At 68.0% G+C, this 20,973-nt stretch carries 21 protein-coding genes; 16 read left to right on the top strand and 5 right to left on the bottom strand.

Features of this window, described 5'->3' with window-relative positions; translation table 11 throughout:
• Positions 1-85 precede the first annotated feature (85 nt).
• The 15 genes from XarbCFBP7408_RS03655 to XarbCFBP7408_RS03585 all read left to right on the top strand — a co-directional run bounded on the left by XarbCFBP7408_RS03655 (position 86) and on the right by XarbCFBP7408_RS03585 (position 14,237).
• Positions 86-535 (top strand): DUF2147 domain-containing protein, encoded by a 450-nt coding sequence (locus tag XarbCFBP7408_RS03655; RefSeq protein WP_104561476.1) that lies wholly within the window; start codon positions 86-88, stop codon positions 533-535.
• 239 nt (positions 536-774) lie between these two features.
• On the top strand, positions 775-2,859 hold the full coding sequence (gene metG, locus XarbCFBP7408_RS03650; protein ID WP_104561474.1) for a methionine--tRNA ligase: 2,085 nt from the start codon (positions 775-777) through the stop codon (positions 2,857-2,859).
• A gap of 189 nt (positions 2,860-3,048) precedes the next feature.
• Positions 3,049-3,639: an HAD family hydrolase gene (locus XarbCFBP7408_RS03645; protein ID WP_104561472.1), complete on the top strand. Its 591-nt coding sequence runs from the start codon at positions 3,049-3,051 to the stop codon at positions 3,637-3,639.
• 1 nt (position 3,640) lies between these two features.
• Positions 3,641-4,072, top strand: coding sequence for an Rnf electron transport complex subunit RnfB (gene rnfB, locus XarbCFBP7408_RS03640; RefSeq protein WP_104561470.1), 432 nt, complete (start codon positions 3,641-3,643; stop codon positions 4,070-4,072).
• A gap of 386 nt (positions 4,073-4,458) precedes the next feature.
• Positions 4,459-5,247: a hypothetical protein gene (locus tag XarbCFBP7408_RS03635; protein ID WP_104561468.1), complete on the top strand. Its 789-nt coding sequence runs from the start codon at positions 4,459-4,461 to the stop codon at positions 5,245-5,247.
• An 85-nt stretch (positions 5,248-5,332) separates the two neighbouring features.
• Positions 5,333-5,701, top strand: coding sequence for a DUF4345 domain-containing protein (locus XarbCFBP7408_RS03630; RefSeq protein ID WP_104561466.1), 369 nt, complete (start codon positions 5,333-5,335; stop codon positions 5,699-5,701).
• Between the two features lie 58 nt (positions 5,702-5,759).
• Positions 5,760-6,323 (top strand): sigma-70 family RNA polymerase sigma factor, encoded by a 564-nt coding sequence (locus XarbCFBP7408_RS03625; RefSeq protein ID WP_024940529.1) that lies wholly within the window; start codon positions 5,760-5,762, stop codon positions 6,321-6,323.
• Complete coding sequence (locus XarbCFBP7408_RS03620) at positions 6,320-7,162, top strand: anti-sigma factor (protein WP_181106189.1); 843 nt, start codon at positions 6,320-6,322, stop codon at positions 7,160-7,162. Before XarbCFBP7408_RS03625 ends, XarbCFBP7408_RS03620 begins: the two co-directional genes overlap by 4 nt.
• Positions 7,163-7,388: 226 nt before the next feature.
• Entirely contained in the window at positions 7,389-8,384 is a 996-nt protein-coding gene (locus tag XarbCFBP7408_RS03615) for an acyl-CoA desaturase (protein WP_104561462.1), read from the top strand.
• A complete protein-coding gene (locus XarbCFBP7408_RS03610; protein WP_104561460.1) occupies positions 8,381-9,631 on the top strand; it encodes an NAD(P)/FAD-dependent oxidoreductase in 1,251 nt (416 codons plus the stop codon). The genes XarbCFBP7408_RS03615 and XarbCFBP7408_RS03610 overlap by 4 nt, the downstream gene beginning before the upstream one ends.
• A complete protein-coding gene (locus XarbCFBP7408_RS03605) occupies positions 9,631-10,536 on the top strand; it encodes a DUF1365 domain-containing protein (RefSeq protein ID WP_104561656.1) in 906 nt (301 codons plus the stop codon). The genes XarbCFBP7408_RS03610 and XarbCFBP7408_RS03605 overlap by 1 nt, the downstream gene beginning before the upstream one ends.
• A complete protein-coding gene (locus XarbCFBP7408_RS03600; RefSeq protein ID WP_104561458.1) occupies positions 10,533-11,828 on the top strand; it encodes an SAM-dependent methyltransferase in 1,296 nt (431 codons plus the stop codon). The genes XarbCFBP7408_RS03605 and XarbCFBP7408_RS03600 overlap by 4 nt, the downstream gene beginning before the upstream one ends.
• Entirely contained in the window at positions 11,825-12,370 is a 546-nt protein-coding gene (locus XarbCFBP7408_RS03595) for a DUF2878 domain-containing protein (RefSeq protein ID WP_104561456.1), read from the top strand. The genes XarbCFBP7408_RS03600 and XarbCFBP7408_RS03595 overlap by 4 nt, the downstream gene beginning before the upstream one ends.
• Complete coding sequence (locus XarbCFBP7408_RS03590) at positions 12,367-13,149, top strand: DUF1295 domain-containing protein (RefSeq protein ID WP_024940522.1); 783 nt, start codon at positions 12,367-12,369, stop codon at positions 13,147-13,149. Before XarbCFBP7408_RS03595 ends, XarbCFBP7408_RS03590 begins: the two co-directional genes overlap by 4 nt.
• Positions 13,150-13,166: 17 nt before the next feature.
• Complete coding sequence (locus tag XarbCFBP7408_RS03585; protein ID WP_104561454.1) at positions 13,167-14,237, top strand: SAM-dependent methyltransferase; 1,071 nt, start codon at positions 13,167-13,169, stop codon at positions 14,235-14,237.
• 237 nt (positions 14,238-14,474) lie between these two features.
• On the opposite strand, the gene XarbCFBP7408_RS03580 is transcribed toward XarbCFBP7408_RS03585, so the two are convergent.
• A complete protein-coding gene (locus tag XarbCFBP7408_RS03580; RefSeq protein ID WP_104561452.1) occupies positions 14,475-14,822 on the bottom strand; it encodes a RidA family protein in 348 nt (115 codons plus the stop codon).
• Between the two features lie 10 nt (positions 14,823-14,832).
• Positions 14,833-15,540, bottom strand: coding sequence for a DUF998 domain-containing protein (locus XarbCFBP7408_RS03575; protein ID WP_104561450.1), 708 nt, complete (start codon positions 15,538-15,540; stop codon positions 14,833-14,835).
• 261 nt (positions 15,541-15,801) lie between these two features.
• Between XarbCFBP7408_RS03575 and mprF the strand changes: the two genes are divergently transcribed.
• Positions 15,802-18,366, top strand: coding sequence for a bifunctional lysylphosphatidylglycerol flippase/synthetase MprF (gene mprF / locus XarbCFBP7408_RS03570; protein ID WP_104561448.1), 2,565 nt, complete (start codon positions 15,802-15,804; stop codon positions 18,364-18,366).
• A gap of 291 nt (positions 18,367-18,657) precedes the next feature.
• Here the strand turns inward: mprF and XarbCFBP7408_RS03565 are convergent, their stop codons facing one another.
• The 3 genes from XarbCFBP7408_RS03565 to XarbCFBP7408_RS03555 form a co-directional block, all read right to left on the bottom strand.
• Complete coding sequence (locus XarbCFBP7408_RS03565; RefSeq protein ID WP_104561446.1) at positions 18,658-20,031, bottom strand: virulence factor; 1,374 nt, start codon at positions 20,029-20,031, stop codon at positions 18,658-18,660.
• A gap of 69 nt (positions 20,032-20,100) precedes the next feature.
• Positions 20,101-20,283, bottom strand: coding sequence for an oxidoreductase-like domain-containing protein (locus XarbCFBP7408_RS03560; protein WP_104561444.1), 183 nt, complete (start codon positions 20,281-20,283; stop codon positions 20,101-20,103).
• 62 nt (positions 20,284-20,345) lie between these two features.
• A complete protein-coding gene (locus XarbCFBP7408_RS03555; protein WP_104561442.1) occupies positions 20,346-20,960 on the bottom strand; it encodes an HD domain-containing protein in 615 nt (204 codons plus the stop codon).
• Positions 20,961-20,973 lie beyond the last annotated feature (13 nt).

Raw genomic sequence — 20,973 nt, 5'->3', positions numbered from 1 at the left:
CGCGTCTTTCCCGCACCATACTCCACGGTATACATTCGCGATCAGGCCGCCGACGGTGGCCACGGCAATCCCTGGGAGGGGAACCATGCGCAAGACCTTCAAGACCCTGATGCTGGCCCTGCCGCTGGCCGCCGCCTCGCTGCTGGCCCAGGCCGCCGACTCGCCGGTGGGCCGCTGGACCACCATCGACGACGAAACCGGCAAGCCCAAGTCGGTGGTGCAGATCGAGCAGGCGGCCAACGGCACGCTGAGCGGCAAGGTGGTCGAGATCCTGCAGTCCGCCAAAGGGCCGAACCCGGTCTGCGACAAATGCGATGGCGCGCTCAAGGGCAAGCCGATCAAGGGCATGACCATCCTGTGGGGCCTCAAGCCCGACGGCACCGCGGTATGGAGCGGCGGCTCGGTGCTCGACCCGGCCAAGGGCAAGACCTACAAGTCCAAGATCACCCTCACCGACGGCGGCAAGAAGCTGCAGATGCGCGGCTATGTCGGTATCGAAGCGCTGGGCCGTACCCAGACCTGGGTGCGTGAGTAATCGGGAATCGGGAATCGTAAGAGCGGGCGTCCTTCGGGGCGCCTTTTTTATGTTTGTCAGACAGAGATACCGGTGCGCGAGGGACGCAGTGACGCTGGCAGACGTCGTGCATGCAGACGCCGGCAAGGCACCGAAGCGCACCGGCCGCACTGCAACCGGCCGCGTCAACCGATTCCCCATTCCCGACTCCCCATTCCCGACTAGTGCGATAATCGCGTGTCCCCCGCATCACGCCTGCCATGACCCGCACCGCACTCGTCACCACCGCCCTGCCCTACGCCAACGGCCCGCTGCATCTTGGCCATCTGGTCGGCTATATCCAGGCCGATATCTGGGTGCGCGCGCGCCGGCTGCGCGGCGACAAGACCTGGTTCGTCTGCGCCGACGACACCCACGGCACGCCGATCATGCTCGCCGCCGAGAAGGCCGGGGTGACCCCGGAGGCCTTCATCGCCAGCATCCAGGCCAGCCATGAGCGCGATTTTGCCGCGTTCGGGGTGACCTTCGACCATTACGATTCGACCAATTCGCCGGTCAATCGCGCGCTCACCGAAGCCTTCTACACCAGGCTCGAGGCCGCCGGCCACATCAGCCGCCGTTCGGTGGCGCAGTTCTACGACCCGGCCAAGGGCATGTTCCTGCCGGACCGCTACATCAAGGGCATCTGTCCCAACTGCGGCAGTGCCGACCAGTACGGCGACAACTGCGAAGTCTGTGGCGCCACTTACGCACCGACCGAGCTGAAGGAGCCCAAGTCGGTGATCTCCGGCGCTACGCCGGAGTTGCGCGATTCGGAGCATTTCTTCTTCGAAGTGGGCCATTTCGACGGCTTCCTGCGCGAGTGGCTGGCTGGCGATGTGGCGCTGCCCGGGGTCAAGGCCAAGCTCAAGGAATGGCTGGACACCGAGGGCGGCCTGCGCGCCTGGGACATCTCGCGCGATGCGCCGTATTTCGGTTTCCAGATTCCCGGCCAGCCGGGCAAGTATTTCTACGTGTGGCTGGATGCGCCGATCGGCTACCTGTGCAGCTTCAAGACGCTGTGCGCGCAGATGGGCGAGGATTTCCAAGCGCATCTGGTTGCCGGCACGCAGACCGAACTGCATCACTTCATCGGCAAGGACATCGTCAATTTCCACGGCCTGTTCTGGCCGGCGGTGCTGCACGGCACCGGCCACCGCGCGCCGACACGCCTGCACGTCAACGGCTACCTCACCGTGGACGGCGCCAAGATGTCCAAGTCGCGCGGCACCTTCGTGATGGCGCGGACCTTCCTGGACGTGGGCCTGGAGCCGGAGGCGCTGCGCTATTACTTCGCGGCCAAGTCCTCCGGCGGCGTGGACGATCTTGACCTCAACCTGGGCGATTTCATCGCGCGGGTGAATGCGGATCTGGTCGGCAAGTTCGTCAACCTGGCCAGCCGCTGCGCCGGCTTCATCGGCAAGCGGTTCGATGGCAAGCTGGCCGACGCGCTGCCCGACCCGGCACAGTACGAGCGCTTCGTCGCCGCGCTGGCGCCGATCCGCGAGGCCTACGAACGCAACGATGCGGCCAGTGCGATCCGCCAGACCATGGCGCTGGCCGACGAGGCCAACAAGTACATCGACGACACCAAGCCATGGGTGATCGCCAAGCAGGACGGCGCCGATGCGCAGCTGCAAGCGGTCTGCACGCAGGGCCTGAACCTGTTCCGGATCCTGGTGGCCGCGCTCAAGCCGATCCTGCCGCGCACCTGTGCCGAGGCCGAAGCCTTCCTCTCCGCACCGATGACCAGCTGGGAAGACGTGATCCGCCCGCTGACCTCGCACACGATCCAGCCCTACACCGCCCTGTTCACCCGTATCGACCCCAAATTGATCGACGCCATGACCGACGCTTCCAAAGACACCCTCGCTGCACCGGCTGCACCGGCTACCACCGCCAAACCTGCAGCGGCCAAGGCTGACGCAAGGCCTGCCGCAGCTGCGAATCCCGACTCCCCAATCTCCAATCCCGCCCTCATCGGCATGGACGACTTTGCCAAGCTCGACCTGCGCATCGGCAAGGTGCTGGTGTGCGAGTTCGTGGAAGGCTCGGACAAGTTGCTGCGCTTCGAACTGGATGCCGGCGAGCTGGGCAAGCGGCAGATCTTCTCGGGTATCCGCGCCAGCTACGGCGAACCGGAAGCGCTGGTCGGCCGCAGCGTGGTGTTCATCGCCAACCTGGCCCCGCGCAAGATGCGCTTCGGCATCAGCGAAGGCATGATCCTGTCGGCCGGCTTCGACGGCGGTGCGCTGGCGCTGCTGGATGCCGATGGTGGCGCGCAGCCGGGGATGCCGGTGCGGTGAGGCGGGATTGGGGCGGGATTGGAGAATCGGGATTCGGGATTCGTAAAAGCCTGAGCTGATTGTTGAGGGAGACCTGACACGCGTGCCTGGCCCGACCCCTCATCCGCCCCTGCGGGGCACCTTCTCCCGAGGGGAGAAGGAACAGACACCACGCTTCCAACCAATCCCCACTCCCGACTCCCCGCCCCCATGCACCTGGCCCTGTTCGACTTCGACCACACCATCACCACCTGCGACAGCTATGCGCGCTTCCTGCGCAAGGTGGCCACGCCCGCGCAGCTGGCGACGGCGAAGTGGCAGATCGGTCCGTGGGTGCTGGGCTATCGGCTGGGCATGGTGGCCGCCGCCGCGCTGCGTGCGCGCGTGACGCGCAAGGTGTTTAGCGGCCGCGCGCTGCAGGAGATGAGTGCGCACGGCGCGGACTACGCACGCAGCGCACTGCCGGGCGTGCTGCGCACCGAGATGATGCGACGCATCGACTGGCACCAGGCACAGGGGCATGAAGTCGTGCTGGTGTCGGCATCGCTGGACCTGTATCTGCAGCCGTGGTGCGCCCAGCATGGCCTGTCGTTGATCTGCAACAAGCTGGAACACCACGCCGGCGTGCTGAGCGGGCGCTACGCAGGCGGCGATTGCGGCCCGCACAAGGCCGCGCAGATCCGCCTGCGCTACGACCTGTCGCACTACGCATGCGTCCACGCCTACGGCGACAGCCGCGAGGACAAGCCGATGCTGGCGCTGGCGCAGCGGCGCTGGTATCGCGGCAACCTGCTGCACTGACATGCACATCGCAACGCCCGCCTCATCGCCCGATCTGGTCGAACGCCTCGACCGCCTGCTGCCGCAGACCCAGTGCGGCCAGTGCGGCTATGACGGCTGTCGCCCGTATGCGCAAGCCATGGCCAACGGCCAGGCCGATGTCGATCACTGCCCGCCCGGCGGCGACGCCGGGGCACGCGCGTTGGCGCACGTGCTGCAGCGTCCGGCACGCCCGTACGACCGCAGCCGTGGCAGCCACACGCCGCCGCAGGTGGCCTGGATCGTGGAGGCCGACTGCATCGGCTGCACCAAATGCATCCAGGCCTGCCCGGTGGATGCCATCGTCGGCGGCGCCAAGCACATGCATACGGTGATCGCCGCGCTGTGCACCGGTTGCGAGCTGTGCCTGCCGGCCTGCCCGGTGGACTGCATCGCGCTGCGCGCAGGCAGCTAAATGGCTGGCCCGACGATGGCGCAAGTTCCAGGCACGCTACGCCCGGAATTGGCGGTGCCACATGCACCACGATGTCTGCACGCCAAGCGTGCCCTCACGACGCTTGCGTGCCTGCGGCCGGCACCCTGAGCCGGCAGGTTTCGTGTACGCCGCTGGGCTTGCGCACCAGGCTGCGCCGTCGCCCTGACTGCTCGCTCGCGACCGGTGCGGCATCGGCGGTGCCGCGCACGCACCCGCGTTCTGGGCCTCGGCAGCGCCCAGCTCCCACAAACCAGCGGCGCTGGCCTCCAATTACGACGTCCCGTCAGGAACGTCCTGACGCGTCCGGCGCATCCGTGCTGCGGATGCGCTCGTATTGGTAGGCACTCCCATCGAGGAATCCGCCGATGCGTCCACTCGCCGCCGCCCTTGCCGCGCTCGCCAGCGTCTGCCGGCCGATTTCACCGTTGTTGCCGCTGGTGCTGGGCAGCCTGCCACTGGGTGCCGCTGCGGTCACCCGCGTGGATGGCGATGCCTTCGATGGCGACAGCGGCGCGTTGCGCTATCGCGAGTCGCACTGGCTGCTCGACAATGGCGGACGCGTGGTGCTGTATCGCTGCCCGGACGGGCGCCCGTTTGCGCGCAAGTCGATCGATGGCGGCGGCAGCTCGCCGAACTTCAGCCTGATCGACGGCCGCGACGGCTATCGCCAGGGCGTGCGGCAACGCGACGGCGTGCGCGAGATGTTCCAGCAACAGCCCGGCAAGGCCGAGCAGCGCACGCCATTGCCGGCCGACGACGGCCCGCGCGTGATCGATGCCGGCTTCGATGCCTACCTGCGCAGCAACTGGGAGGCACTCGCCAGCGCACCGCAACGCGTGGATTTCGTGCTGCCCAGCCTGCAGCGCCAGCTGGCGTTCCGTGTCGAGCGCATCGGCGATACCGGCGGCGAGCGCCGGTTTCGCCTCAGCCTGGATGCCTGGTACGGCGCGGCTGTGCCCTCGCTCGAAGTGCGTTATGCGATCGCCGACAAGCGCCTGCTGCAGTTCCGTGGCGTGGGCAACCTGCGCGACGCGCGCGGCCGCTATCCGCACGTACGCATCGTTTTTCCGGACACCGCTGCGCGTGCGGTCGGCGCCGATGAACTGCGCCAGGCGCGCGAGCAGCCGCTGGCCAAGAGCTGCAGCGCCCCGTGAACCAGACACCTGCCATCTTCACGTTCGACCACACGCGGCTGCGTACAACGGCCCGGTCAGCCCTTTCCCCTGCAGGAGCATCGCCATGGCCAAGGCCTATCTCTGGATCAACGCAGTGCTCTACGTCGTCCTGGCGGTCTGGTGCACGCTCTCGCCGGCCAAGACCGCCAATGCCGTGGGTTACACCCAGCTCTCGCCGGCCGGGCAATCGGAATACCTGGTCATCTATGGCGGCCTGCAGCTGGGCATGGCGTTCCTGTTCGGCTACTTCGCCTGGATCGGTCAACCGCGTACCGGCCTGCTGGTGGCACTCGCGTTCTATGTGCCGATCGTGCTGTTCCGCAGCGTCTCGCTGGCGCGCCTGTGGCCGGTCTCCACACCCACGGTGGCATTGGCGGGCGTCGAGATCCTGCTGCTGCTCGCGGCCGTGCTGCTGTGGTTCCAGCGCAAGTGAAGGACAGCGTCAGCACAGTCCGGTAGCATCGCCCCCACCTCAGAAAACGCCCGACCGCATGAGTGCCATCCCTGGCCACGACGACGATGAAACCGGACGACTGCTGACCGCAACCGCGGGCGGCGACCGGCATGCCTTCGAAGCGCTGTACCGGCAGACCTCGCCGAAACTGTTCGGAGTCTGCCTACGCATGATCCCGCAACGCGCCGAAGCCGAAGAGGTGCTGCAGGACGTGTTCACGCTGATCTGGCACAAGGCCGGGCAGTTCGATCCCGCCCGTGCGCGCGGGCTCACCTGGCTGGCGATGATCGCGCGCAACAAGGCCATCGACCATCTGCGCGCCAATGCGCCGCAACGCCGCAACGTGGCGCTGGACGATGCCGGCGAACTGCGCGCCGGCGATGCCTCGCCGCTGGAGCGCACCGAGCGCGCCAGCACGCGTCGCCGCATCGACCATTGCCTGGCCGAGCTGGAGCCGCCGCGCAGCGAATTGATCCGCACCGCGTTCTTCGATGGCATTACCTACGAAGAACTCGCCGCGCGCACCGACACACCGATCGGCACGGTCAAAAGCTGGATCCGCCGCGGCCTGGCCAAACTCAAGGCATGTCTGGAACGATGAGCACGCCCCTTCCCATCGACCAGGAACCGCCGCGCGACGTGCTGGCCGGCGAATACGTGCTGGGCCTGCTCAGTGCCGACCAGCGCCTGGCTGCCGAACAACGCGTCGCCACCGACGGCCAGTTCGCCCAGGCGGTGACGCAGTGGCAGGACCATCTGGCGCCGTTGCTGGACGAGATCGCCGCGGTGACGCCGCCCGGGCAGGTCTGGGCACGCATCCGCCAGACGCTGGGCTTCGACACGCCGTTGCATGCGGTGGCCTCCGCGCCATCGGCAACGCCACCGTCAGGCACGCCCAAGCCAGCGGTGTGGAACAGCGTGCGGTTCTGGCGCTGGACAAGCGCCGCAGGCCTGGCCACTGCCGCTGTGTGCGTGCTGGCGCTGTTGAACCTGCGCACGCCGCCGGCAGCGGTGCAGCCGCCACCGGGCACCGACACGGTGGTACAGACACCGGTCACCCCGCCTGCGGCCACCACCGCGCCTGCGACCGGTCTCGCGATGACCTCCACGCTGGCCACCGAAGACGGCCGCCCGGGCTATGTCGCCTTGATGGATGCCGACAAGCACACCATCACGGTGACGCCGCTGGATCGCACCGCCACCGCCGACAAGGTGCCCGAGCTGTGGCTGATCACCCCGGACGGCAAGGCGCATTCGATGGGGACCTTCGACGACCAGCGTGCACGCCGCGCGCAGATTCCCGATCAGCTGATGCCCATGCTCAGCAACGAGGCCATTCTGGCCGTCACGCTGGAGCCACCAGGCGGTGCACCGGGCGGCATTGCCACCGGGACCGTGGTGGCCAAGGGCGGCATCAGCACACTGGCAATGGCACCCTGATCCGGCGCGCCTGACGCCGCCTGCGACCACGTCGCAGGCGGCGGCTTCCAGGCAACAGCCTCATCCGCCTCGACCCTGGCGTGCGCCGCTGAATGTGTGCGCAATTGCGCGATTCGTTCGCACCGGCACGCCAGGCGCAGGCACGCATGCGACGATCGAACGCGCTGGTGCATCTGTTTGCCGGCTGCGTCCGTAAAGTGTCACGACTACACACGGAGAACCACGCGTGCCGAGTACTGGCTTTGACCCACATGCCGCGCCGCCGCCTGCCGACACCCGCCGTCGCGGCTGGCTCGCGGCACGCACCGGCAGCCTGCGTCGCTGGGTGGATTCGCAAACCGACGAGCCGCTGGACGACGCACGCGCAGACCGCATCGACTGGCTGCGTGCGCTGCCCTTCATCGCGCTGCACCTGGCCTGCCTGGCGGTGTTCTGGGTCGGGGCATCCTGGTTTGCGGTCGGCATGGCGGTGGCCTTGTACGCGCTACGCATGTTCGCGCTGACCGGGTTCTATCACCGCTACTTCTCGCACCGCGCGTTCAAGACCTCGCGCGTGCTGCAGTTCCTGTTCGCGGCCATCGGCGCCACCTGCGTGCAGCGCGGGCCGCTGTGGTGGGCCGCGCATCATCGCAACCATCACCGCCATACCGACACCGGCCGCGATCCGCATTCGCCGGCGCAGCACGGCTTCTGGTGGAGCCACACCGGCTGGTTCCTGACCCCGCGCAACTTCCGTACCGATTGGGAGGTCATCCCCGACCTGCGTCGCTTTGCCGAGCTGCGCTTCCTGGACCGCTTCGACATCGTGATGCCGGTGCTGCTGGCGATCGGGCTGTACCTGCTCGGCGACTGGCTGGCGGTTGCCGCGCCCGCGTTGAAGACCAACGGTGCGCAGCTGCTGGTGTGGGGCTTTGTGATCTCCACCGTGGCCTTGTTCCATGCCACCTTCACCATCAATTCGCTGGCGCACCGCTTCGGCAGCCGGCGCTTCGACACCCGCGACGACAGCCGCAACAACTGGCTGCTGGCACTGCTCACCTTCGGCGAAGGCTGGCACAACAACCACCACTTCTTTCCCGGCTCCGCGCGCCAGGGCCTGCGCTGGTGGGAGTACGACGTCACCTGGTACGGGCTCACCGCGATGTCGTGGGTGGGCCTGGTGTGGGACCTCAAGCCGATGCCGAAATCGCTCACCCAACGTGCCGAGCGGGTGAGCCGATGAGCGGGGGCAGGATTGCCGTGGTCGGCAGTGGAATCGCCGGCCTGGGCGCAGCGTGGCTGTTGTCGCGCCGCTACGAGGTCACCTTGTTCGAGGCCGCCGATTATCTGGGCGGGCATACGCATACGCACGACATCCAGCTGGACGGCCAGCGCTATGCGGTGGACAGCGGCTTCATCGTGTTCAACCCGCAGCACTATCCGCTGCTCACGCGCATGTTCGCCGAGCTGGACGTGGCCGCGCAGCCGACCACGATGAGCTTCTCGGTGCACGACGCGCGCAGCGGGCTGGAATACAACGCCGGCAGCCTGGGTGGGCTGTTCTGCCAGCGCAGCAACCTGCTCAGCCCGCGCTTCTGGGGCATGCTGGCCGACCTGCGCCGTTTCTACCGGCAGGCACCGGCGGTGCTGCACAGCGAGGAGCGCTTCAGCACGCTGGGCGCGTATCTGCAGCGGCATGGCTATTCGGCCGCGTTTCGCGACCAGCATCTGGTGCCGATGGCCTCGGCGTTGTGGTCATCGCCCTCGCAACGCATCCTCCAATTCCCGATGGGCCAGCTGATCGGCTTCATGGCCAATCACCACATGCTGCAGCTCAGCGGGCGTCCGCAATGGCAGGTGGTGCGCGGCGGGTCCAGCAACTACGTGCGCGCGCTGCGTCGGCGCTGGCAGGTGCTCGAGCGTCTGTCCACGCCGGTGCATGCGATCCGGCGCGCGCCCAACGGTGTGGTGCTCAGTTCCCTGCGTGGCGAGGAGCACTTCGACAACGTGGTGCTGGCCTGCCATGCCGACGATGCGCTGGCCTTGCTCAGCGACGCCACAGCGGCCGAGCAGCAGGTCCTGGGCGGCATCACCTACCAGGACAACGACACCGTCCTGCACACCGACGCCAGCGTGCTGCCGCGCGACCGCCGCGCCTGGGCGGCGTGGAATGCGCATGTGCCGGCCGACCCGCAGGCGCCGTGCACGGTGAGTTACTGGATGAATGCCCTGCAGTCGATCGATGCGCCGCAGCCGTTCATCGTCAGCCTCAACCGCGACCACGACATCGCCCCGGACAAGGTGCTGCGGCGCATGCGCTACCGCCACCCGGTGCAGAACGCCGCCGCGCTCGCCGCGCAGACGCGCAAGGCCGAAATCCAGGGCCTGCAGCACACCTGGTTTGCCGGCGCGGCATGGGGCTTCGGCTTCCATGAGGACGGCCTGCGCAGCGGCGTGGACGTGGCCCGTGGCCTGGGAGTGGAGTGGTGATGCAGCTGCTGCGCGAAGCCAGCCCCGATGCGGTACCGCTGCCTCCGGGCGAGGACAGCGGTACCGGCAGCGTGGCCGGCACACTGCGCAGCGCGATCTACACCGGCTGGGTGCGGCACCGTCGGTTCGCGCCCAGGGCGCTGGCGTTCCGCTACCGGCTGTTCCTGATGTACCTGGATCTGTCCGAACTCGATACGGTGTTTGCGCGGCGTTGGCTGTGGTCGGTGGGGCGCGCCAACCTGGCGCAGTTCCGGCGCCGCGATTATCTCGGCGACCCGCAGCTTCCGCTGGACCAGGCCGTGCGCGATTGCGTGCAGACCCAGACCGGCGAGCGCCCCGATGGCGCGATCCGCCTGCTCACGCATCTGCGCTACTTCGGCCATGTGTTCAATCCGGTCAGCTTCTACTACTGCTTCGATCGCCACGGTGGCCTGCGCTGGATCGTTGCGGAAATCACCAATACGCCCTGGCAGCAGCGTCACACCTACGTGCTGCCGGTCGCACAGGCGCGCACGCATCGCGACGTGCATGCCTGGCGCTTCGACAAGCGCTTCCATGTCTCGCCCTTCATGGGCATGCAGCATCAGTACGACTGGCGTTTCAGTGTGCCGGATGCGCAATTGCGCGTGCACATGCAGGTGCTGGATGCACCCGGCGGCGACACGCCGGCCGCCCATCCTGACGCCGATGGCGCAGGCAGCGCGCGCGGCACGCGCCGCTTCGATGCCACCCTGGTCCTGCAACGCCATCCGCTCAACGCATGCACCCTGGCACGCACGCTGCTGGCCTACCCCCTGATGACCGTGCAGGTGGTGCTGGCCATCCACTGGCAGGCCCTGCGCCTGTGGCTGCGCGGCAACCCGGTCCACGATCACCCTCATCCGCCTGTGCGAGAACCCCGATGAACGCAACGTCCCTGCCCGACACCGCTGCGCCGCGCGCGGCCTCCTGGACGGACCGCCTGTTGCGCAAGCGCCTGCTGGCCACGCTCGGCGAGCTGCGCGATGGACAGTTGCAGCTGCACGAAGCCGATGGCGTCACCACCCTCGGCAACGCCAGTGGTGCGGATGCGCTGCAGATGCAGTTGCGCGTCATCGACCCCGGCTTCTATCGCCAGGCCGCGCTCAATGGCAGCGTCGGTGCCGGCGAGTCGTACATGGACGGGCAATGGCAATGCGACGATCTGGTCGCATTGATGCGCCTGCTGCTGCGCAATCGCGAGCGCCTGGATGCGATGGAGACCGGCACCGCGCGGCTGGGCGGCTGGGCAATGCGCAGCCTGCATGCGTTCGCGCGCAATACCCGCAGCGGCAGCCGGCGCAACATCGCCGCGCACTACGATCTGGGCAACCCGTTGTTCCGCCTGTTCCTCGACGAGAACCTGATGTATTCCTCGGCGATCTTCGTCGAGGGCGAAGAAGCCCAAGGCGAGGCCGCACTGGAGCGCGCAGCCACGCGCAAGCTCGAACGCATCTGCCAGAAGCTGCGGCTCGGCCCGCGACACCACGTGGTGGAAATCGGCACCGGCTGGGGCGGCTTTGCGCTGCACGCCGCACGCGAACATGGCTGCCGCGTCACCACCACCACCATCTCGCGCGAGCAGTTCGAACTGGCCACCCAGCGCATCGCCGCGGCCGGCCTGAGCGACCGGGTCAGCGTGTTGCTGCGCGACTATCGCGATCTGGACGGGCGCTACGACCGGGTGGTGTCGATCGAGATGATCGAGGCGATCGGCCATCAGTATCTGGACACCTATTTCGCCAAGGTCGGCAGCCTGCTGGCCGACGATGGCGAGGCGCTGATCCAGGCCATCACCATCGAGGACCATCGCTACGCGCAGGCCCTGCGCTCGGTGGACTTCATCAAGCGGCACATCTTCCCCGGCAGCTTCATTCCGTCGGTGGCGGCGATGACCGGCGCGATCGCACGCGCCAGCGACCTGCGCCTGTTCAACCTGGAAGACATCGGGCCGAGCTATGCGTTGACGCTGCGCGCCTGGCGGCAGCGCTTCATGGCGCAGCTGCCGCAGGTGCGCGCGCTCGGCTACGACGAGCGCTTCATCCGCATGTGGGAGTTCTATCTGGCCTATTGCGAAGCCGGTTTCCTGGAACGCTCGATCGGCGATGTGCATCTATGGCTGAGCAAGCCGGGCGCACGCCCGCCGCAGTTCGTGCCCGGCCTTGCCGTTGACGCATGAAGCAGCTCGGCAACTATCTGGGCCTGCAGGTGCTGTGGCTGGTGGCCGTCAGCGCGGCCGCGCAGGCGCGTATCTGGCCCACCTTGCTGGTGCTGGCGCTGTTCGCGCTGTATCAGCTGTGGCCGTCGCGGCGTGCGCCGGGCGATCTGCAATTGCTGGTCGCCGCGCTGTCGCTGGGCTTGCTGCTGGACACCACGCTGGCCGCCGCAGGCTGGGTGCGTTATGCCGCACCGTGGCCGGGCACCCTGCTGGCGCCGGCCTGGATCCTGGCGTTGTGGCTGGGCTTTGCGCTCACGCTCAATCATTCGCTGGCGTCGGTGATGCAGCGGCCGTGGCTGGCGGTGCTGCTGGGCGCGATCTTCGGGCCGTTTTCGTACTGGTTGGCGCAACGCAGCTGGCAGGCGGTGCACTTCCAGCCGCCGCAGCTGCATGCGGCGGTCGCGGTCGGCATCGGTTGGGGCGTGGCCTGCGGCGTGTTGTCGCTGTATGCACGCCGCCTGGCGCGACCATCGCCTGAACACCTGAGGGGAGACCTGCAATGAATGCCTGGCCGCTGCTGCATGTGGGCGTGTTTGCGAGCGTGGTGATGGTGATCGGCTGGCTGTGGCAACGCCGCAGCGGCAATGCCGGCCCGGTCGACGTGCTGTGGGCCGCGTGCCTGGCGGTGGCGGCGCCGTATTGCGCGTGGATGTCCGATGGCGCGCTGCTGCCGCGCGTGCTGGTCGGCGTGCTCGGCGGTGTCTGGGGCGCGCGCCTGGCGTTGCATCTGGGCGTGCGCGTGTTCGGCGACCCGCACGAAGATGGCCGTTATCGCGCCCTGCGCGAGCACTGGAACGGCGACCAACGCAAATTCCTGGGCTTCTTCCTGGCGCAGGCGGTGGTCGTGGTGCTGTTTTGTGTGCCGTTTCTGGCCGCTGCCAGCAACCCGACTCCGGCCTGGAGCGTGTGGAGCACGCTGGCGATTGCGGTGTGGTTGATCGCGGTCGGTGGCGAAGCCCTGGCCGACCGGCAACTGTCTGCGCACAAGGCCAACCCGGCCAATCGCGGCGTCACCTGCCGCAGCGGATTGTGGCGGTATTCGCGCCATCCCAACTACTTCTTCGAGTTCGTGCACTGGTTCGCCTATCTGGCGCTGGCCGTCGGTGCCGGGCCGTGGCCGCTTGCCCTGGCGGCGCTGGGGCCGGTGGTGATGTTCGTGTTCCTGTATCGCTTTACCGGCATTCCCTACACCGAGCAGCAGGCGCTGCGCTCGCGTGGTGAGGACTACGCGCAATACCAGCGCAGCACCAGCGCGTTTTTTCCACTTCCCCCTTCGTCCTGAGTCGCCTGGAGAGTCGTATGTCCACCATCACCGTCCCGCCCTCCTCGCTGCCCGAAGAATCCTTTGCCACCCGGCTGGCCGAATCCGGCGTGCTCCCCGACGCCGCACTGCGTTACGGCATCCGCCGGCTGTGCGCACAGCGCCTGCGCGATGAGCGCACCGGCGGTGCCGACGCCAGCGACGAACGCCAACGCGCCTTCATCGACAGTCTGCGTGCCAGCGCCATCGCGATCGAAACCGATGCCGCCAATCGCCAGCACTACGAATTGCCGCCGCAGTTCTTCACCCTGTGCCTGGGCCGCCGGCTCAAGTACAGCAGCTGCTACTGGGACGCCACCACGCCGGATCTGGATGCGGCCGAAGAACGCATGCTGGCGCTGTACGGTGAGCGCGCCGAACTGGCCGACGGCCAACGCATTCTGGAGCTGGGCTGCGGTTGGGGCTCGCTGACCTTGTGGATGGCCGAGCGTTATCCCGGCGCCACCATCACCGCGGTGTCCAACTCGCGTCCGCAGCGCGCGCACATCCTGGAGCAGTGCCGGGTGCGCGGATTGAGCAACGTGCAGGTCATCACCGCCGACGTCAACGCGCTGGCGCTGCCGCCGGGCAACTTCGACCGCGTGGTGTCGGTGGAGATGTTCGAGCACATGCGCAACTACCGCGAGCTGCTGGCCCGCGTCGGCAGCTGGCTGGCGCCGGGCGGCAAGCTGTTTGTGCATATCTTCTGTCACCGCGACCTGGCCTACCCGTTCGAGGTGGCCGGCGAAGACAACTGGATGGGACGGCATTTCTTCACCGGCGGGCTGATGCCGGCGGCCGACACCCTGCTGCATTTCCAGCAGGACGTGGTCATCGAACAGCGCTGGGTGCTGTCGGGCGAGCATTACGAAAAAACCGCCAACGCCTGGCTGGAAAACCAGGACCGCCACCGCGAGCAGATCATGCCGCTACTGCGGCAGACCTATGGCGACGATGCGCAGCGCTGGTGGCAGCGCTGGCGGATGTTCTGGCTGGCCTGCGCCGAGCTGTTCGGTTACGACCAGGGCCGCGAATGGGGCGTGGCGCATTACCGCTTCGTCAAACGCTGATCGCGCACGTGCGCGCATCGAAACGACGCCGCGGCCCGCACGAGTGGAGTGCGACATGTCGGCGTTCCACTCATGGGGTGCGCCGACAAGCGCGCTGGCGACCCTGCCAAGCCGGCCTGCGATCAGCTTTTGCCACCGTCTTTCAGACAACGCCGCGATGCGCGTCCAGGCGCTCGCGCGCAGATGACACGGCGTCGGCGCGCGCGATCGAGCCGCGATCCGCGCGCCGCGCTGCGATCAGCTCGCCGCAGCGGTGATCACGATTTCCACCTTCCATTCCGGCCGCGCCAGTCTGGCTTCGACCGTGGCGCGCGCGGGGGTGAAACCGTGCGGCACCCATTCGTCCCAGGCCTTGTTCATCCCGTCGAAATCGGCGATGTCGGCCAGGAAGATTTCTGCACGCAGGATCTTGGTCTTGTCGCTGGCCGCCTGCGCGAGCAGCTTGTCGATTTCACCCAGCACCTGGCGGGTCTGCCCGGTGATGTCTTCGCTGGTGTCGTCGGCAACCTGGCCGGCCAGGTAGCACACGCCGCCATGGACGGTCATTTCCGACATCCGCGGACCCGCATCGAATCGCTGCAGCATTTCAGACTTCCTACGGTTGATTGACCCGGCCATTGTCCCGCGAATGCGGCAAACGTGCAGCCCCGGCGCGCGCGTGCTGCGCCAACCACGCCCCCACCCGCACCATCCAGGCCACGATCAACACGATGGCGCTCTTCTGGCTGATGCCCAGCGGCGCGCCGGTGACCGTGACGTGAAACAGCAACACCGCAAATGCGCCCAGCCCCAGGCCGAACGCGGTGGCGAAGCGGCCTTGCCACATGCGGTCGCGGCGGAAGTACCAGGACTGCAGCAACACCGCCGCGATCACGCACAGAAAGGTCATGTCGGCCGAGAGCAGGTGCACCGGCATGGCCGCGTCGGGCGCCAGCTCCGGCATCCAGCTATCGCCGATCGACACCATGCACAGGCCCACCGCCGCCGCCCAGAACAACCCCACCACGGTGCGGCTGCGCGCGGGCGGTGCAAGTGCCGCATGCAGACCCAGCGCCATCCACGCCATCGCGGCAGCCAGCACGCAATAGGCCGTGCGCAGCAGCAGGCCGTAGGCACCGTGCAGATACGCGCTCAGCTGTGCATCGATCCAGTCCAGATCGCCGCGCAGCCATTGCAGCAGCAGGATCAACACGATGAAGGCCAGGCCGATGCAGGCGGCGACGGCGCCGGCCTGCCCGGCCCAGCGTGGCGGGCAGGCCGACCCAGCTGGCACCGCAGTGCCACGGTGATGTCGCTCGTCCATCAACAGCCTGTCTGTGTTGCAACGGTTATCGTGTCCATGTCGGTCTCCTGCGGCACCTGGGCGCGGCGATGCCCTATGATGCGCGCAGCCGTCCTGAGCCGACACCTGTCGGCGCGACCGAACCCTGCGTTCACCTCATTCGGCATCCACGCGATCACCCTGCATGTACCTTGACATCGACCGGCCCATGCAGAGCAACCGCCCGCGCGGCACGCACCGTGCATGCGCCCTTCTCCTCCTCCAGCAGATCCCGTTTCCCTCATGACGGATACCTCCGTGTCTTCCCAGGCGCCGGCCAGCGGGTGGCGCCGCGCCTTGCCGGTGATCATCAGCCTGGCAATCCTGGCAATGGCGCTGCACGCGCTGTCGGGGCAATTCACCGACCACGGCTACCGGCAGATTCGCCAGGCCTTCCGTGCGCTGCACGCCGGCCAGATCGCGCTTACCCTGGTGCTGGGCTTGAGCAGCTACGCCTGCCTGGTGGGCTTTGACTGGGTCGGGCTCAAGCGCACCGGCAAGCGCCTGCATCCGGCGCGCGTGGGCATCACCGCCTTCATGGCGCATGCGGTGGGGCAGACGCTGGGCTTTGCCGCACTCACCGGCGGCGCGGTCCGCCTGCGCGGCTATGGCAGCGTCGGGCTGACCCTGGTCGAGATCGGCCAGGTGGTGCTGATGAGCACGCTGGGCTTCGTCTTCGGCGCCTGGGTGCTGCTTGGCCTGGCACTGCTGCTGGAACCGGAGGCGGCGGCGCGCGCATTGCCGATCACCGCCGAGGGCATCCGCATCGCCGGCATCGGCTTGCTGGTCGGCTACGTCGCGATGCTGGGGCTGGTCGGCAGACAGGGCCGCGAATTCGGGATCCGCAGTCATCGCTTCTGGCTGCCCGACCGCACCACGGTACTGGGCGTGACCGCGCTGAGCGTGGTCGAGCTGGGCCTGGCGGCCGCCGCGTTCTACGTGCTGCTGCCGCCGGACCCGGGCACCGGCTACTTCGGCTTCATCGGCATCTGGCTGGTGGCGGTGGTCGCCGGGCTGATCTCTACCGTGCCGGCCGGCCTGGGCGTGTTCGAGTGGAGCCTGCTCAAGCTGCTGCCGCATGTCACCCCCGCCGCGGTGCTGGCCGCCGCGCTGGCCTACCGGGTCACCTACTACATCGTGCCGCTGCTGATCTCGGTGGCGATGGCGGCAGCCTCCGGCCTGGGTGCACCGGTGCGCGTCAGCGCCAGCACCGCACGCACGGTATGGAAGACCTTGCGTCCGTGGTTGCCGCAGATCCTGGCGTTGGCGGTGTTTGCGGTGGGTGCGGCGCTGGTCATCGACGGCACCCTGCCCACGCCGCGCGCGCGCCAGGAAGTGGCGCCGCTGCCGCTGATCGAGACCTCGCACCTGCTGGTCAGCCTGGGCGGCATGGTGCTGCTGCTGATCGGCCAGGGCCTGCAACGCCGCAGCCATGCGGCCTGGGTGCTGGCGCTGGGCGTGTGCATCCTGCTGCCGCCGCTGTCGCTGTTGCGCGGCAGCCATATCTCGGTGTCGTTGTCGGCGGCACTGGCCGCAGTGGCACTGTGGGCGGCACGCCGCGAGTTCTACCGCCAGGGCGCGCTGCTGGACGAAGCCTGGTCGTGGCGCTGGCTGAGCAATCTCGGCCTGGTGCTGGTGGCCACGTTCTGGCTGCTGTTCTTCGTCTACAGCCACGTCGAATACAGCAACGACCTGTGGTGGGAATTCGCCACCTCGGCCAACGCGCCACGTGCGCTGCGCGCGGCATTGATCCTGTGCGTGGGCGTGATCGTGTTCGGCATGGCGCGCCTGCTGCGTGGCGGTCGCCGCCCGATGCCGGCCGCCGATGCGCAGACCCTGCAGACGCTGGCGCCGATCCTGGCCATCAGCACCGACACCCAGGCCTGCCTGGCGCTGACCGGCGACAAGGCCTTCCTGCTAGACGAGCAGCGCCGCGGGTTCGTGATGCTGCAGCGTTACGGCGGCTCGCTGATCTCGATGGGCGACCCGGTCGGCCCGCCGGAAGTCGCGCGCGCACTGATCTGGCGCTTCCGCGAAGAGGCCGACCATATGGGCCTGCGCCCGGTGTTCTACCAGGTCGGCGAAAAATACTGGCAGACCTATCTCGACATGGGCCTGACCCTGGTCAAACTGGGCGAAGAGGCGATCGTGCCGCTGGAAGGCTTCACCCTCGAGGGCCGCGACCGCGCCGATCTGCGCCAGGCCTGGAACCGCGGCAAGCGCGGCGGCCTGAGCTTCCGCATGCTGCAGCCCGAACAGGTGGATGCGGTACTGCCGCGGCTGTCCGAAGTGTCCGAGCAATGGCTGGAAGAAAAGTCCGGCGAGGAAAAAGGCTTCTCGCTGGGCAGCTTCGAGGCGGACTACCTGCGCCGCTTACCGGTGGCGGTGGCCGAGGCGGAAGGCCAGATCGTGGCCTTCGCCAATGTGTGGCGGGCACCGGCCGGCGGCGAGCTGTCGGTGGACCTGATGCGGCACAGCGCGCAGGCACCCAAGGGCACGATGGATTTCCTGTTCATCGAGCTGTTCCTGTGGGGGCAAGCCAACGGCTATACGCGCTTCTCGCTGGGCATGGCGCCACTGTCGGGCCTGGCCGAGCATCGCCTGGCCGGCCGCTGGAATCGCTTCGCCAGCCTGGTCTCACGTCACGGCGAGCGCTTCTATGGCTTCAGCGGGCTGCGTCGCTTCAAGTCGAAGTTCGCCCCGACCTGGCGCCCGCGCTATCTGGTCGCGCCCGGCGGCATGCATCTGCCGGCGGCGCTGCTGGATGTCACCCGATTGATCTCAGTGGATCCGGGCCGGCAGGAGTAAGGCCGCTCGATACCTGCGGTTTTAAGCGAATGCCTCGCTCTGCTGCGTGCGCTTGCACGTGTGCCGGCGTGGGACACGCCGCAAGTACGTCCATGTAGGCTCGGGCGCGGCATCCATGCCGCTCAAGGTCCCACACCGGCACCCGCGCAAGCACCACCGGTTGCCGTCGGTTGCGGAAAGAAATGCCGGGGCCTGCTTGGCTCCAGGGGCCGAACCGAACGATGACAACCGGGTTATTGACCTGCGTCGGCCTTGGGTCAGGCCGACGCAGGTCAAACATGCTCCGCTCGCTTACGGCTTCGACAGCGCGTGCAGCTGCTCCATGATCACCTTGGCCAGGGTCGCGTAATCGCCCTTGAAGTGGTGGTCACCCGGCAGCGCGACCCGCTTGGCGGCCTGCGCCGGCAGGCTCGGGCAGAGCGCGTCCTGGTCGTCCTGGCCGTAGATGCACACGGTGGTGCCGGCCGGCAGCCGCTGCACTTCCGGCGCGATCGGCAGGCCTTCGTCGTCCGAGCCCAGCCAGTTGCTGACGTGGAATTCGTAATCGGCCAGCTTGCCCACCGACAACAGCGCAGTCATGCGCAGGTTCTGCTTGGTCTGCGCCGGCAGCTTGTTGATCGCGGCCGGCAACACGTCCGCGCCCTGCGAGAAGCCGATCAGCACCACCCGCTGGCGTTGCCAGCGCTGCGCATAGAACCGCGCGATGCGATCCAGATCGGTGGCAAAGCCCTGCGGTGTGCGCTCGGTCCAGAAGTAACGCAGCGAATCCAGGCCGACCACCGGAATGCCTTGCGCGGCCAGCGCATCGGCCACCTCTTCGTCCAGACCCGCCCAGCCACCGTCGCCGGAGACGAAGATCACGAAGGTGTCGTCGTCGCTGTCGCCATCGGGCTTGGCCGGCAGCTCCACCACCGGCAGGTCTTCCAGCCCGCCCGGTGGCGGCGGCAGGGCCACGCCCTTCTGCTCGCCCAGCGAGCGTGCCGCCGCGCGCAGGCCCGGCAGGATGTCGCCCTGCGCCGAACGCGTGAACGTGCGCGCCTGCGGCACCTGCTTGAGGAAGCCGTCTTCGGCCGCGGCCGGGCAACGCTTGTCCTGGCTGCCGGCAAGCACCCAGGGAATCTGCAGCGGCACCGGCAGCAGCGTGTTGCTGCCCGGACGCACGCCCGGCTGGCAGATCGCCTGGTCGGACACCGTCGCCGGGCAGAGCCCGTCGGTCAGCACGCCGGCCAGCACGTGCGGCTTGGCTTGCGCCGCGATCGCATAGGCCAGCGCAGCCCCCTCGCCGTCGCCGACCAGCAGCGGCAGGCGGTAGGTGGGGATGTGGTAGAAGGCCTGCACGTAGCGCGAGAAATTTTCCACATCGCCGACCGAGAACGCACAGGTACCGCCGGCCTTGCGCAGCACCGCGTACAGATGCGCGGTATCCACCATCGCCACCATCGCGCCGTCGGCGCGCAGGCTTTCCGCCTGGGTCTGGCGCTTGACGTCGTTGCCGGTGCCGGTCAGCCAGATCACCACGCGCTGCGGCTCGCCCTTGGGCATCAGCACCGGTACCTGCTCGAAGCGGCCGTGGCTGACTGGCTGCGTGGTCTGCGCAGCCGCCATGCCCGATAGCGTCAACACCGCCGCGCCGCAGAGCGCGCTCCACATCTCAAGTCGTCGCATGTCGCACCATCGGGAAAAGTGGTTCAAAGATAATCGTTCCAGGCGGCTACGCGAAGCGCGACGCTTCGCTTATCGCGCATGTGCTCGCTGACGCGCTTCCCAGGCGGCCAAGGCCTGCCGGTAGCGCGCCAGGTCGTCCGCGTACAGATCGTGCACGCACAACGGGCACCCGCTTTCGCAGCACGCGTTGGGCGCAGGCGGCTCAGGCGGTTGCGGGCGTGGATCGTGATCGGAAGCTGCGCGGTCGTGCATGCGCGCATTGTAGCGTGCGCCATGCCTGCGCCTGGATGAACCACGGCGCGCAGCGTGCCAGGTCAGCGCCCCAGTCGCCGGCGCAGATTGGCCCGCGCCGCAGCGTCGCAGCGCGCATGGAAGTAGTCGCTCAGGAAGATGCGCGGACGCTCGAGCAGGCCGGCCAGAAAGCGCCTGCGGTTGAGCCGGAACAGCAAGCCGGGGACATGCCCACGGTATTCGGCGGCAATGCCCTCGTCATAGGCATCGAACACCGCTGCCGGTGCGGCCAGGATCGCCATGTCGCAATCCAGGAACAACGCCGCTTCCGCATCCACGTCCGCTGGCTGCAGTTGTCCATGGCGTGCGGTGAGCAGAATCAGGCGCTGCACGCGCTGCAGATCCACCGATGCCTGCGGCCACCAGCGCGGGATGCAGTCCAGCGCCCAGCTGGCGGATTCCGCCTCGTTGTCGCTGCGTCCGGGTTGATACACCGCATCGTGAAACAGCAGCGCCAGCCAGACCTCGACCGGCTGCTGCCAACCCGGCCCGGCGGCGACCTCGGCGTAGTGCTGCAGCAGCGCACACACATGGCCGAAGTGGTGATAGGCGCGCGGCGGCGTGGCATAGGCCTGTTCGAGCGCGGCCAGGTGCTCGGGCTGCAGGGGCAGTGGTGTGGCGGTGGCGGTGGCGTCCATGTACGCAGGCTAC

It is taken from the genome of Xanthomonas arboricola pv. guizotiae (genome assembly GCF_002940205.1).
GTDB classification, from domain to species: Bacteria; Pseudomonadota; Gammaproteobacteria; order Xanthomonadales; family Xanthomonadaceae; genus Xanthomonas; species Xanthomonas arboricola_C.
The sequence above is the reverse complement of the archived record's forward strand: the minus strand, read 5'-3'. Positions and strand labels throughout refer to the sequence as shown.